General features: G+C 50.9%; 16 protein-coding genes. 12 read left to right on the top strand and 4 right to left on the bottom strand.

The genetic code is table 11. The features are described 5' to 3' along the window. Window positions 1-98 precede the first annotated feature (98 nt). The 7 genes from BEG40_RS21900 to BEG40_RS07045 all read left to right on the top strand — a co-directional run bounded on the left by BEG40_RS21900 (window position 99) and on the right by BEG40_RS07045 (window position 4,097). Window positions 99-269 (top strand): hypothetical protein, encoded by a 171-nt coding sequence (locus BEG40_RS21900; RefSeq protein WP_001005163.1) that lies wholly within the window; start codon window positions 99-101, stop codon window positions 267-269. Continuing rightward, entirely contained in the window at window positions 266-766 is a 501-nt protein-coding gene (repB, locus tag BEG40_RS07070; protein ID WP_000217670.1) for a phage replication protein B, read from the top strand. Before BEG40_RS21900 ends, repB begins: the two co-directional genes overlap by 4 nt. A 63-nt stretch (window positions 767-829) precedes the next feature. After that, window positions 830-1,054: a DUF2732 family protein gene (locus BEG40_RS07065; RefSeq protein WP_105285136.1), complete on the top strand. Its 225-nt coding sequence runs from the start codon at window positions 830-832 to the stop codon at window positions 1,052-1,054. Further along, window positions 1,054-1,356 carry a DUF5405 family protein gene (locus BEG40_RS07060; RefSeq protein ID WP_105285135.1) on the top strand — a complete coding sequence of 101 codons (303 nt, stop codon included), beginning with the start codon at window positions 1,054-1,056 and terminating at the stop codon, window positions 1,354-1,356. Before BEG40_RS07065 ends, BEG40_RS07060 begins: the two co-directional genes overlap by 1 nt. Continuing rightward, window positions 1,356-1,580 carry a TraR/DksA C4-type zinc finger protein gene (locus BEG40_RS07055; protein WP_001113264.1) on the top strand — a complete coding sequence of 75 codons (225 nt, stop codon included), beginning with the start codon at window positions 1,356-1,358 and terminating at the stop codon, window positions 1,578-1,580. Before BEG40_RS07060 ends, BEG40_RS07055 begins: the two co-directional genes overlap by 1 nt. Continuing rightward, window positions 1,577-1,852: a DUF5405 family protein gene (locus BEG40_RS07050; RefSeq protein ID WP_000027667.1), complete on the top strand. Its 276-nt coding sequence runs from the start codon at window positions 1,577-1,579 to the stop codon at window positions 1,850-1,852. The genes BEG40_RS07055 and BEG40_RS07050 overlap by 4 nt, the downstream gene beginning before the upstream one ends. After that, window positions 1,842-4,097 (top strand): replication endonuclease, encoded by a 2,256-nt coding sequence (locus BEG40_RS07045; RefSeq protein WP_105285134.1) that lies wholly within the window; start codon window positions 1,842-1,844, stop codon window positions 4,095-4,097. The genes BEG40_RS07050 and BEG40_RS07045 overlap by 11 nt, the downstream gene beginning before the upstream one ends. A 175-nt stretch (window positions 4,098-4,272) precedes the next feature. Here BEG40_RS07045 and BEG40_RS07040 read toward each other — a convergent pair whose 3' ends face one another. The 4 genes from BEG40_RS07040 to BEG40_RS07025 form a co-directional block, all read right to left on the bottom strand. Continuing rightward, window positions 4,273-5,547, bottom strand: a complete 1,275-nt coding sequence (locus BEG40_RS07040) for a hypothetical protein (RefSeq protein ID WP_001389236.1) — start codon at window positions 5,545-5,547, stop codon at window positions 4,273-4,275. A 1-nt stretch (window position 5,548) separates the two neighbouring features. Continuing rightward, window positions 5,549-6,532 (bottom strand): DNA-processing protein DprA, encoded by a 984-nt coding sequence (locus tag BEG40_RS07035; RefSeq protein WP_024186526.1) that lies wholly within the window; start codon window positions 6,530-6,532, stop codon window positions 5,549-5,551. 392 nt (window positions 6,533-6,924) lie between these two features. After that, window positions 6,925-7,959, bottom strand: coding sequence for a phage portal protein (locus BEG40_RS07030; protein WP_105285133.1), 1,035 nt, complete (start codon window positions 7,957-7,959; stop codon window positions 6,925-6,927). After that, window positions 7,959-9,731 carry a terminase ATPase subunit family protein gene (locus BEG40_RS07025; protein WP_000156861.1) on the bottom strand — a complete coding sequence of 591 codons (1,773 nt, stop codon included), beginning with the start codon at window positions 9,729-9,731 and terminating at the stop codon, window positions 7,959-7,961. The genes BEG40_RS07030 and BEG40_RS07025 overlap by 1 nt, the downstream gene beginning before the upstream one ends. Window positions 9,732-9,904: 173 nt before the next feature. Here BEG40_RS07025 and BEG40_RS07020 point away from each other — a divergent pair, with 173 nt between their 5' ends. From BEG40_RS07020 to BEG40_RS07000, 5 genes are all read left to right on the top strand, one after another. Then, complete coding sequence (locus BEG40_RS07020) at window positions 9,905-10,759, top strand: GPO family capsid scaffolding protein (protein ID WP_001085953.1); 855 nt, start codon at window positions 9,905-9,907, stop codon at window positions 10,757-10,759. Between the two features lie 59 nt (window positions 10,760-10,818). Beyond that, entirely contained in the window at window positions 10,819-11,892 is a 1,074-nt protein-coding gene (locus BEG40_RS07015; RefSeq protein WP_065749817.1) for a phage major capsid protein, P2 family, read from the top strand. Between the two features lie 3 nt (window positions 11,893-11,895). Continuing rightward, window positions 11,896-12,639, top strand: coding sequence for a phage terminase small subunit (locus BEG40_RS07010; RefSeq protein ID WP_000203454.1), 744 nt, complete (start codon window positions 11,896-11,898; stop codon window positions 12,637-12,639). A gap of 99 nt (window positions 12,640-12,738) precedes the next feature. After that, a complete protein-coding gene (locus BEG40_RS07005) occupies window positions 12,739-13,248 on the top strand; it encodes a head completion/stabilization protein (protein WP_105285132.1) in 510 nt (169 codons plus the stop codon). Continuing rightward, window positions 13,248-13,451: a tail protein X gene (locus tag BEG40_RS07000; protein WP_000846399.1), complete on the top strand. Its 204-nt coding sequence runs from the start codon at window positions 13,248-13,250 to the stop codon at window positions 13,449-13,451. Before BEG40_RS07005 ends, BEG40_RS07000 begins: the two co-directional genes overlap by 1 nt.

Raw genomic sequence — 13,451 nt, 5'->3', positions numbered from 1 at the left:
AGGCCAGTAATGGGTTAAGTGATAACAGGTGTCTGGAAATATAGGGGCAAATCCATTGATGTGGTTAGGTCTCGGTGAACCACGTTAAGGAGAACCGTATGAATGAGCCTCGTTGTATTGCTCAGTTACTGCGTAACGAAAGCCCCAGGGCGATTGACTTCACCATCACCCACGGTAAGGGGCGTAAGGGAATCATTATCCGCACCAAAAAACAGAGTCCGTTAAAAAAGACTCTGACCTTTCTGAAAAGCCGGAGGGTCTGGAAATGACAGTGATGACGCTCAATCTCGTTGAAAAACAGCCAGCAGCTATGCGCCGGATAATTGGTAAGCATCTTGCCGTCCCTCGCTGGCAGGATACATGTGATTATTATAATCAGATGATGGAGCGCGAACGGTTAACGGTTTGCTTTCATGCGCAGTTAAAACAACGTCACGCAACGATGCGTTTTGAAGAAATGAACGACGTCGAACGTGAACGGCTGGTTTGCGCAATTGATGAATTGCGTGGGGCATTCTCAAAACGTCGTCAGGTCGGTGCAAGTGAGTATGCATATATTAGTTTTTTAACAGTCAGTCAGCGTCGTACTTTATTTATGCATGCCGGATTGACTGAAAAAGAATTCAACCAGCCATACTGGCGAATTAATGAAGAGTCATGTTACTGGCGTGATGCTTTATTCCGTGCATTACGTGAATTATTCAGCCTTTTTGAGTATGCACCGACAATTCTGACGTCGGTAAAACCAGAGCAATATCTGCATTAAGTAATTAACCAGAGTTTTTAACGCACTTAATCGTGCGGGGCTTCTTTTTGCCTGGAGAAAGTTATGCATACAGTTTCTGAAAATCAGTGCGGTAAATACGCATTACTGCTGCAACAGGCCAGAACCGAAGCACAGGCCGACGCTGCGACGCGCTTTTCTTCTCATCTTGATGCCATGATTCGCCACATCACAAAGGCGGAGTTATCCCGCGTGGAGATAGTCGAGCTGCTCAGTCAGGAGTTGGAAAAATTTCACAATATCGGATTGTCTCGCGGGGAGGTGCTTTGATGTCCTGTTCTCGTTCAGTTGTATTACTGAATAACGCCTTAAAAATCGCCGTTATGAAAAATGGCGATTTGTCTCTTATTCAACTTGGTCTTGATAAAGAAAAACGCGAAATAACTGAGTCTGTTATCGCGATTTATCAGAACGAATTAAACCTCCTGTCTGATGTGGTCAATTTACTTGTTAAACGCGCTGTGTTTCACAAGCAAATCTCCTCCGTGGATGAACTGACGAAATTAACGACAGAAATCGCCAGCTATTGCGCTGATGTATTTAAAAACCTTAACGACAAAAGGAACTGGTAATGCCGGACAACGTAGATTTTATTCAGGAACAACAGGCTGAATTACTGGAGCGTCAGATTAACGCGGCAAGGGTAAAACATTGCGGTGCTTCTGCGCTGGTTTGCGAAGAGTGTGACGCGCCAATACCTGCTGCCCGTCGTGCGGCTTATCCGTCAGCCACGCGTTGTGTTTCCTGCCAGTCAGTCTTTGAAGCAAAAAACAAACATTACCGGAGAACGGCATGAGTATTCGTATTGAAATTGGCGAACGTTATGTCGTTACCAGTGACAGCTTTCAGTTTATTCTCCACGAGAAAAAGAGAGCGGAAAGCGGTAAAAACGCCGGTCAGGAATGGCTGGCGGTGGTTGGTTATTATCCGAAATTAAGCCAGCTCGTTTCCGGCCTGATGCATCACGATATTCTGACCGGAAGCGCAAAGTCTTTTGCTGATTTAAACGCGCAGGTTGAGCAACTCAGCAGGCGTTGTTCAGAGGCTTTTGGCTCATATGGCCGTTAAAGCCTCCGGGCGTTTTGTCCCTCCGTCAGCATTTGCCGCAGGCACCGGTAAGACGTTTACCGGTGCTTATGCATGGAACGCGCCACGCGAGGCCGTCGGGCGCGAAAGACCCCTTACACGTGACGAGATGCGTCAGGTGCAAGGTGTTTTATCCACGATTAACCGCCTGCCTTACTTTTTGCGCTCGCTGTTTACTTCACGCTATGACTACATCCGGCGCAATAAAAGCCCGGTGCACGGGTTTTATTTCCTCACATCCACTTTTCAGCGTCGTTTATGGCCGCGCATTGAGCGTGTGAATCAGCGCCATGAAATGAACACCGACGCGTCGTTGCTGTTTCTGGCAGAGCGTGACCACTATGCGCGCCTGCCGGGAATGAATGACAAGGAGCTGAAAAAGTTTGCCGCCCGTATCTCATCGCAGCTTTTCATGATGTATGAGGAACTCAGCGATGCCTGGGTGGATGCGCATGGCGAAAAAGAATCACTGTTTACGGATGAGGCTCAGGCTCACCTCTATGGTCATGTTGCTGGCGCTGCACGTGCTTTCAATATTTCCCCTCTCTACTGGAAAAAATACCGTAAAGGGCAGATGACCACGAGGCAGGCATATTCTGCCATTGCCCGTCTGTTTAACGATGAGTGGTGGACTCATCAGCTTAAAGGCCAGCGTATGCGCTGGCATGAGGCGTTACTGATTGCTGTCGGGGAGGTGAATAAAGACCGTTCTCCTTATGCCAGTAAACATGCCATTCGTGATGTACGTGCACGCCGCCAGGCAAATCTGGAATTTCTTAAATCGTGTGACCTTGAAAACAGGGAAACCGGCGAGCGCATCGACCTTATCAGTAAGGTGATGGGCAGTATTTCTAATCCTGAAATTCGCCGGATGGAGCTGATGAACACCATTGCCGGTATTGAGCGTTACGCCGCCGCAGAGGGTGATGTGGGGATGTTTATCACGCTTACCGCGCCGTCAAAGTATCACCCGACACGTCAGGTCGGAAAAGGCGAAAGTAAAACCGTCCAGCTAAATCACGGCTGGAACGATGAGGCATTTAATCCAAAGGATGCGCAGCGTTATCTCTGCCATATCTGGAGCCTGATGCGCACGGCATTCAAGGATAATGATTTACAGGTCTACGGTTTGCGTGTCGTCGAGCCACACCACGACGGAACGCCGCACTGGCATATGATGCTTTTTTGTAATCCACGCCAGCGTAACCAGATTATCGAAATCATGCGTCGCTATGCGCTCAAAGAGGATGGCGACGAAAGAGGAGCCGCGCGAAACCGTTTTCAGGCAAAGCACCTTAACCGGGGCGGTGCTGCGGGATATATCGCGAAATACATTTCAAAAAATATCGACGGCTATGCACTGGATGGTCAGCTCGATAACGATACCGGTAAGCCGCTTAAAGATACTGCCGCGGCTGTTACCGCATGGGCGTCAACGTGGCGCATCCCGCAATTTAAAACGGTTGGACTGCCGACAATGGGGGCTTACCGTGAACTACGCAAATTGCCTCGCGGCGTCAGTATTGCTGATGAGTTTGACGAACGCGTCGAGGCTGCTCGCGCTGCCGCAGACAGTGGTGATTTTGCGTTGTATATCAGCGCGCAGGGTGGGGCAAATGTCCCGCGCGATTGTCAGACTGTCAGGGTTGCCCGTAGCTCGTCGGATGACGTTAACGAGTACGAGGAAGAGGTCGAGAGAGTGATCGGCATTTACGCGCCGCATCTCGGCGCGCGTCATATTCATATCACCAGAACGACGGACTGGCGCATTGTGCCGAAAGTTCCGGTCGTTGAGCCTTTGACTTTAAAAAGCGGCATCGCCGCGCCTCGGAGTCCTGTCAATAACTGTGGAAAGCTCACCGGTGGTGATACTTCGTTACCGGCTCCCACACCTCCTGAACACGCCGCAGCAGTGCTTAATCTGGTTGATGACGGTGTTATCGAATGGAATGACCCGGATGTCGTGAGGGTGCTCAGGGGCGCATTAAAACACGGCCTGAGAACACCAAATCGTCAGCAAAGAAACGGAAGCCCGTTAAAACCACATGAAATTGCACCATCGGCCAGGCTGACCCGGCCGGAACGATTGCAAATTACCCGTATCCGCGTTGACCTTGCTCAGAACGGTATCAGGCCTCAGCGATGGGAGCTTGAGGCGCTGGCGCGTGGGGCGATGGTGATTTATGATAATAAAAAATTCAAATATCCAGTGATTGATGAGTGGTAAGGCTATTAGATTACGAATAAATACAGGTCTTATTGATGGATTGGGTAATAGTAAACTTTAAAAAATAATAATTGTAATGTTTTAAATTATAGTTAAATTTCGCTTAATGACATTATCTTCTTAATATTTAAAGTGCCTCCCATTATTAGGGGACACTTTAAATTATGGGGTTAATTTATTGTGGCCAGTCCCAGTTATCATATTGTTGAATTTTTTCTGATAACACTTGAGGTGCACTACCGTGAGTTACATTTTCAGCATAACCAATCGTACCGACATAGTTAATGTCATCAACATCAAGTGTATTGGCCTCCCATGGCCGTATCTTGCGAGTTGGTTCACAGATAGAAACGTCACGATTGATGGTTTTTAACCACGATATATTTATTACATTTGCGCCTGCAGCTTTTAGATACATTCTGGCTGTTTCATGAGCATTTCCTTCAGTGCAAAAATCATCAATAACTAATATTTTCTTACCTTTCAATTTAGGAGGGTTGGTATATCTTTCGCCGGTGATGAGGTTTTTAATTGGGGCAGGATTTAAATTAACGGTGTTTATTTGAGATGTGATGTTTACTTCTTGTTTAGCTATCCGAGCTTGCTGTGATTTAATAGCTGTTGTATGTCGTAAGAATAGATCTTTTAGATACTTTCCTTTGAATGAGACTGCTAAACCTTTTAGGTCATGCTCCATAATGTTTGCTAGTTTATAAGGATCTTCAGCGTTATGTCCAACGTAGGTGGTTATAAAACTTGCTCCTTCACTTAAGCCAGAGAAATAAATGCTAGCACCAAGATATCTTATCCAAAAATCGGGGCTTCCAACCGATAGCTTTGCGAGGTCTCTTGCATTGGCTGAATACATTGTAAATTCAGGGACATATGTGCTAAATGGTGCTAAGGCGTAGTAGTGAACATCTTCATTAAAATGCCCTTGCCATCCCCACAACTGCTCTCTTAAGCAAAAAACATCAATAAATCTAGCGATTTCTTTGGGTTCTGAAAATTGAAAACCGTACTCAGTAACCGGTTCATACCAGGTCGCATTAATAAATAGGGTATTCCCGTTGGTAGCTGCTTGTAAGTCTTCCTGAGAACGCCCTACATAGATCATTTCGTTTCGTTTTAATTCTAACGCAGCCATGATGAAATCTATGGCCTTCCCTGTTTGTTTTGCTGGTATGTTGTTGTCGAGTTCACGGCAAAAGTGAATTGATTCTGGGAATTTCCTTTTTAGGTATTCGTCTAGTGTTACGATCCCGTCATGTGTTCTCACGTTTCTATTTTTATTTGTCAAGAAGATAACTTTAATCCCTTTTGATGACAAAAACGCAAACAACTTACGTAATTCAGAGTCGATTCTAGATTTTAGTTCCTGAGGTTGAGTGTTAGATGTTAATGGTAATACAACATCTGCGATTGAAAATATAACTGCCTTTAAATACATATTATTCATCTCCCAGAAGAGAAAGTTGCTGTGTTTTTACACCGGATGCTGATTTAATTAAGCTTTGCACGTCTTTAAAATCGGATAGTGGAATATTCATTATCGTAGCTGAGTACTCTGACAAGGCATGTTTAATCTCTTCTTGAGGTGTAGTTCCCCTAAGTAAAGGACAAAGTATCGCTCTTTTTAATTGAGCAGCATATCTCACAGTATGAGATGTCCCACTTTTTAGGCCCCATTCAACTGGGATCAATACATCACTTAAAGCTGCTTGAATTCTATTTCTACGAACAAAGTTTTCCTGTGATGGTTTTTGGTTTGGTAAATACTCAGTAAGAATCAGTCCGCCATTATTTACAATATGGCCTCTCATCTCGCCACTATTTTTGGGATAATTTGAGTTTACGCCAGTACCTAACACAGCAATTGTCGGTATTTTAAATAACAGGGATGCTTCATGTGCAGATTGATCTATACCATATGCTAAACCGCTTACAGTTGAATAATCCGAATCTATAAATTGCGAGATTACTGCTTGAGTTAAATAAATTCCAAGTGCGGTTGGGTTTCTGGTGCCGACAACTCCAACACACTTTTTATCTAGCAAGGATACATTGCCTTGAGCAAACAACCAGAAAGGCGGCTCAGACAGGTCATTCAACTTGTCTGGATAGCTCGGAGAACCATAGTGGATGATTTTGTAACCACTATTATGATAATGTGTGAGTAATATTTTAGCCGTAGAAATCATGCTGTCCCGAAAAACAGACCAATTGCCTTCATTCAAATAATAAGGTTGGCGATGAAGTTTTACTCCAAGTAGATACTCAAAGTTGGCTAATGTTTGGCTGGTAACAATGTCTCTAAATCTGATTCCCTTTTGAGCAACTTTATATAGAGTCCAATAACTAACGCCATGTATTTCTGATAGTGCCAACAAAGCGGCACTTTCTGTGTTCCATCGAGCTGTTTCAATATCCGTCATAATGTTCGCCAAAATGGAAGATTTTTTATCGCTTTTATCATAGGTTTGTATAAAAGTGTAGCACATTAAACCAAGACTTTAGAGGGCATGTTCTTGCATCAAACTGCATGTAAAAAAACAAAAAATTAATGCACCTTAGGCCTTATCCAGTCAATCTCGAGTGTTCACATGCATCTGCATTAAAACCGCCCCACGAAGCGGGCGGGCGAGGCGGGGAAAGCACTGCGCGCTGGCGGTGGTGCTGATTTTATTTTTTCAGCGTCTGAGCGCGTCGTGATGGCGTTTAGTCGGCCTGCTGGGGCGTTGGTGTGTCTGCGGGGTGTTTTGTACAGTGGCGAACGTGTGAGGGCGTGATGGCGGGGTGTAAAAAAGCCGCCCGCAGGCGGCGATGTTCAGCCGTTGTCAGTCTCCAGTGAGTAGTTTTTAAAGCGGATGACCTCCTGGCCGAGCCAGCCGTTTATTTCCCGAATCCTGTCCTGTAGCGGGATAAGCTCATTGCGGACAAAGACCTTTGCCACTTTCTCAATATCGCCCAGCGACCCGACGTTCTCCGGCTTGCCGCCCATCAACTGAAAAGGGATGCGGTGCGCGTCCAGCAGGTCAGCGGCGCTGGCTTTTTTGATATTAAAAAAATCGTCCTTCGTTGCCACTTCACTGAGCGGGATAATTTTAATACCGTCGGCTTTTCCCTGTGGGGCGTAGAGAAACAGGTTTTTAAAGTTGTTGCGGCCTTTCGACTTCACCATGTTTTCGCGAAGCATTTCGATATCGTTGCGATCCTGCACGGCATCAGTGACGTACATGATGTATCCGGCATGTGCGCCGTTTTCGTAATACTTGCGGCGGAACAGCGTGGCCGACTCATTCAGCCAGGCAGAGTTAAGGGCGCTGAGATATTCCGGCAGGCCGTACAGCTCCTGATTAATATCCGGCTCCAGCAGGTGAAACACGGAGCCGGGCGTGAAAGGTGTCGGCTCGTTGAAGGACGGCACCCACCAGTAAACATCCTCCTCCACCCCACGGCGGGTATATTTTGCCGGTGAGGTTTCCAGTCTGATGACCTTACCGGTAGTGCTGTAACGCTTTTCCAGAAACGCATTACCGAACACCAGAAAATCCAGCACAAAGCGGCTGAAATCCTGCTGAGAAAGCCACGGATGCGGGATAAATGTCGAGGCCAGAATATTGCGTTTGACGTAAATTGGTGAGCTGTGATGCACGGCAGCACGCAGGCTTTTTGCCAGACCAGTAAAGCTGACCGGTGGCTCATACCATCTGCCGTTACTGATGCACTCGACGTAATCCAGAATGTCACGGCGGTCGAGTACCGGCACCGGCTCACCAAAGGTGAATGCTTCCATTTTCGGGGCGCTGGCGGTCATTTTTTTTGCCGCAGGTTGCGGTGTTTTCCCTTTTTTCTTGCTCATCAGTAAAACTCCAGAATGGTGGATGTCAGCGGGGTGCTGATACCGGCGGTGAGTGGCTCATTTAACAGGGCGTGCATGGTCGCCCAGGCGAGGTCGGCGTGGCTGGCTTCCTCGCTGCGGCTGGCCTCATAGGTGGCGCTGCGTCCGCTGCTGGTCATGGTCTTGCGGATAGCCATAAACGAGCTGGTGATGTCGGTGGCGCTGACGTCATATTCCAGACAGCCACGGCGGATAACGTCTTTTGCCTTGAGCACCATTGCGGTTTTCATTTCCGGCGTGTAGCGGATGTCGCGTGCGGCGGGATAGAACGAGCGCACGAGCTGGAACACGCCGACACCGAGGCCGGTGGCATCAATACCGATGTATTCGACGTTGTATTTCTCGGTGAGTTTGCGGATGGATTCCGCCTGGGTGGCAAAGTCCATGCCTTTCCACTGGTGACGCTCAAGTATTCTGAATTTGCCACCGGCCACCACCGGCGGTGCCAGTACCACGCATCCGGCGCTGTCGCCACGGTGTGACGGGTCGTAACCAATCCATACCGGGCGGGAGCCGAACGGATTGGCGGCAAACGGCGCATAGTCTTCCCATTCTTCCAGCGTGTCGACCATGCAGCGTTGCAGCTCCTCGAACGGGAACACCGACGCCTTGTCGTCAACAAATTCACACATGAACAGGTTTTTAAAATCGTCGGCGCTGTTTTCACGTTTGAGCTGCTCAATGTCGAACAGCGTGCAGCCGCCTTTCAGGGCGTCCTCAATGGTGACAATCTGCCGCCACTGGCCGTCCGCACAGAGAAGACCTCCGGCAAGGGCGTTATGACTGACGTCGATTTCCACGCGTTCGGCGGCGCTGGCGCGTCCCCGGTTGAACAGTTCACCCGACCAGAACGGGTAGGCGTCGTGCGCCAGCGTGGACGGGGTGGAGAAATAGGTCGAGCGCAGGTGACTCTGTGAGGCCATACCTGATGCCACCTTACGCAGTACCTGAAAATTCGGGATCCAGAAAATCTCGTCGACGTACAGGTCGCCGTTATGGCTCTGTGCGGTGTTGGAGTTGGTGCCGAGAAAAATCAGTTTTGCGCCGTTATTGCCCAGGACAATCGGGTCACCGGTCAGGTCAACGTCAACCAGCCGGGCAAAGGCGATGATGTATTCGCGGAACACATACGCCTGCGTTTTACTGGCCGACAGAAAAATCTGGTTATGACCGGTTTTCAGGGCGCGCAGCAGCGCCTCGCGGGAAAAATAAAACGTCGCGCCAATCTGGCGGGATTTCAGGATATCGCGGATGCGGTGCTCAAGCCCGGCGCGATACCAGTGCAACTGATAGTCGAAAGACTGCTCAAAGAAAATCTGCTCCAGCTTTTCGATGGCTTCGTCACTGAAAAAATTCTTTTTCGGTTTGCGACGCCCGCCTTTGTTGCGGTTAGCGACGTTCGGATTAAGGTCTGCCTCGTTGCCGGTCTGACTGTAGCGGTTTACCCGTGCCAGTCGTTCAATCTGGCGTCCCAGCAGGTCAATTTCCTTGAAGTCACCGCCGGTTTTCTGCGGTTTGATGATGAGCTGGGTCAGTCGCGCTTCCAGACTCATTTCGACACGGCTGATGGGGGCAACGCTGTCCCAGCCGTCGCGCTGTTTCCAGCTCTGCACCGTCGGACGTTTCATCTGCAACATGGCGGCAATCTGCGGCACGGAAAACCCCTGCCAGTACAGCAGCGCCGCCTGACGACGCGGGTCGTGTAAAAGAGTGGTGTCTGTGGTGATGGTCATGAATGCCTCGCCGTGATGAATACACGGCAAGGCTACTGAGTCGCGCCCCGCGATTCGCTAAGGTGCTGTTGTGTCAGTGATAAGCCATCCGGGACTGATGGCGGAGGATGCGCATCGTCGGGAAACTGATGCCGACATGTGACTCCTCTAATCACTATTCAGGACTCCTGACAATGGCAAAAAAAGTCTCAAAATTCTTTCGTATCGGCGTTGAGGGTGACACCTGTGACGGGCGTGTCATCAGTGCGCAGGATATTCAGGAAATGGCCGAAACCTTTGACCCGCGAGTCTATGGTTGCCGCATTAACCTGGAACATCTGCGCGGCATCCTGCCTGACGGTATTTTTAAGCGTTATGGCGATGTGGCCGAACTGAAGGCCGAAAAGATTGACGATGATTCGGCGCTGAAAGGCAAATGGGCGCTGTTTGCGAAAATCACCCCGACCGATGACCTTATCGCGATGAACAAGGCCGCGCAGAAGGTCTACACCTCAATGGAAATTCAGCCGAACTTTGCCAACACCGGCAAATGTTATCTGGTGGGTCTGGCCGTCACCGATGACCCGGCAAGCCTCGGTACGGAATACCTGGAATTCTGCCGCACGGCAAAACACAACCCCCTGAACCGCTTCAAATTAAGCCCTGAAAACCTGATTTCAGTGGCAACGCCTGTTGAGCTGGAATTTGAAGACCTGCCTGAAACCGTGTTCACCGCCCTGACCGAAAAGGTGAAGTCCATTTTTGGCCGCAAACAGGCCAGCGATGATGCCCGTCTGAATGACGTGCATGAAGCGGTGACCGCTGTTGCTGAACATGTGCAGGAAAAACTGAGCGCCACTGAGCAGCGCCTCGCTGAGATGGAAACCGCCTTTTCCGCACTTAAGCAGGAGGTGACTGACAGGGCGGATGAAACCAGCCAGGCATTCACCCGCCTGAAAAACAGTCTCGACCACACCGAAAGTCTGACCCAGCAGCGCCGCAGCAAGGCCACCGGTGGTGGCGGTGACGCCCTGATGACGAACTGCTGACCGGCGTCAGTCAGTCCGGGAAAAACCTTCACGATTAACCCTTAATTTCAGGAAAAACTATGCGCCAGGAAACCCGCTTTAAATTTAATGCCTACCTGTCCCGTGTTGCCGAACTGAACGGCATCGACGCCGGTGATGTGTCGAAAAAATTCACCGTTGAACCGTCGGTCACCCAGACCCTGATGAACACCATGCAGGAGTCCTCTGACTTTCTGACCCGCATCAACATTGTGCCGGTCAGCGAAATGAAAGGGGAAAAAATTGGTATTGGTGTCACCGGCTCCATCGCCAGCACCACCGACACCGCCGGTGGCACCGAGCGTCAGCCGAAGGACTTCTCGAAGCTGGCGTCAAACAAGTACGAATGCGACCAGATTAACTTCGATTTTTATATCCGCTACAAAACGCTGGACCTGTGGGCGCGTTATCAGGATTTCCAGCTTCGTGTCCGTAACGCCATTATCAAACGCCAGTCCCTTGATTTCATCATGGCCGGTTTTAACGGCGTGAAGCGTGCCGAAACCTCTGACCGCAGCAGCAATCCGATGCTGCAGGATGTGGCGGTCGGCTGGCTGCAGAAATACCGCAATGAAGCCCCGGCGCGCGTGATGAGCAAGGTCACTGACGAGGAAGGCCGCACCACCTCTGAGGTTATCCGCGTGGGTAAGGGCGGTGATTATGTAAGCCTCGATGCACTGGTGATGGATGCGACCAACAACCTGATTGAACCTTGGTATCAGGAAGACCCTGACCTTGTGGTGATTGTGGGGCGTCAGCTACTGGCGGACAAGTATTTCCCCATCGTCAACAAAGAGCAGGACAACAGCGAAATGCTGGCCGCTGACGTCATCATCAGCCAGAAACGCATCGGTAACCTGCCGGCGGTACGCGTCCCGTACTTCCCGGCGGATGCGATGCTCATTACGAAGCTGGAAAACCTGTCCATCTACTACATGGATGACAGCCATCGCCGCGTGATTGTGGAAAACCCGAAACTCGACCGCGTGGAGAACTACGAGTCAATGAACATTGATTACGTGGTGGAAGACTACGCCGCCGGTTGTCTGGTGGAAAAAATTAAGGTCGGTGATTTCTCCACACCGGCTAAAGCGACCGCAGAGCCGGGAGCGTAACCGATGACGAGTCCCGCACAGCGCCACATGATGCGGGTCTCGGCAGCGATGACCGCGCAGCGGGAAGCCGCCCCGCTGCGACATGCAACTGTCTATGAGCAGATGCTGGTTAAGCTCGCCGCAGACCAGCGCACACTGAAAGCGATTTATTCAAAAGAGCTGAAGGCCGCGAAAAAGCGCGAACTGCTGCCGTTCTGGTTGCCGTGGGTGAACGGCGTGCTGGAGCAGGGCAAAGGCGCACAGGATGACATTCTGATGACGGTCATGCTGTGGCGTCTGGATACCGGCGATATTGCCGGTGCGCTGGAGATTGCCCGTTATGCCCTGAAATACGGTCTGACCATGCCGGGTAAACACCGCCGCACCCCGCCGTACATGTTCACCGAGGAGGTGGCGCTTGCGGCCATGCGCGCCCACGCGGCCGGTGAGTCTGTGGATACCCGCCTGCTGACGGAGACCCTTGAACTGACTGCCGCTGCTGACATGCCTGATGAAGTGCGCGCAAAGCTGCACAAAATCACCGGTCTGTTTCTGCGTGACGGTGGTGATGCCGCCGGTGCGCTGGCTCACCTGCAACGTGCGACACAGCTCGACTGTCAGGCAGGCGTCAAAAAAGAGATTGAACGACTGGAGCGGGAGCTGAAACCGAAGCCGGAGCCGCAACCCAAAGCGGCCACCCGCGCCCCGCGTAAGACCCGGAGCGTGACACCGGCAAAACGTGGACGCCCGAAAAAGAAAGCCAGTTAACAACCGAATGCGCCCCGCGCCAGGGCGGCACGCCGGTCAGTGAGGGTGAATCACCTGACACTGCACCGGCGTCCACCGCCCGACTTTTCAGAGGTAGTCATGATGACGCTGATTATTCCGCGAAAGGAGGCTCCCGTGTCCGGTGAGGGTACGGTGGTCATCCCGCAACCGGCAGGCGACGAGCCGGTGATTAAAAACACGTTCTTTTTTCCCGATATCGACCCGAAGCGCGTCCGGGAACGTATGCGCCTTGAGCAGACCGTCGCCCCCGCCCGTCTGCGTGAGGCCATCAAGTCAGGCATGGCAGAGACGAATGCGGAGCTGTACGAGTACCGCGAACAGAAAATTGCCGCCGGTTTTACGCGTCTGGCGGACGTCCCGGCGGACGACATCGACGGTGAAAGCATCAAGGTTTTTTACTACGAGCGCGCCGTGTGTGCGATGGCGACCGCGTCGCTTTATGAGCGTTACCGCGGCGTGGATGCCAGTGCGAAAGGCGACAAGAAGGCCGACAGCATTGACAGCGCCATTGATGAGCTGTGGCGGGATATGCGCTGGGCGGTGGCGCGTATCCAGGACAAGCCGCGCTGCATCGTGAGTCAAATCTGATGAAGACCTTTGCGCTACAGGGCGACACGCTCGACGCCATCTGTGTCCGGTATTACGGGCGCACTGAGGGCGTGGTCGAAGCCGTGCTCGCCGCAAATCCGGGACTGGCTGAACTGGGTGCGGTGCTGCCACACGGCACCGCCGTCGAACTGCCCGACGTTCAGACCGCGCCCGTGGCTGAAACTGTCAATCTGTGGGAGTAA

Origin of the sequence: Escherichia sp. MOD1-EC5495, assembly GCF_002965965.1 — a bacterium.
Classification (GTDB): Bacteria; Pseudomonadota; Gammaproteobacteria; order Enterobacterales; family Enterobacteriaceae; genus Escherichia; species Escherichia ruysiae.
This window is presented reverse-complemented; position numbering and strand designations above follow the sequence as displayed.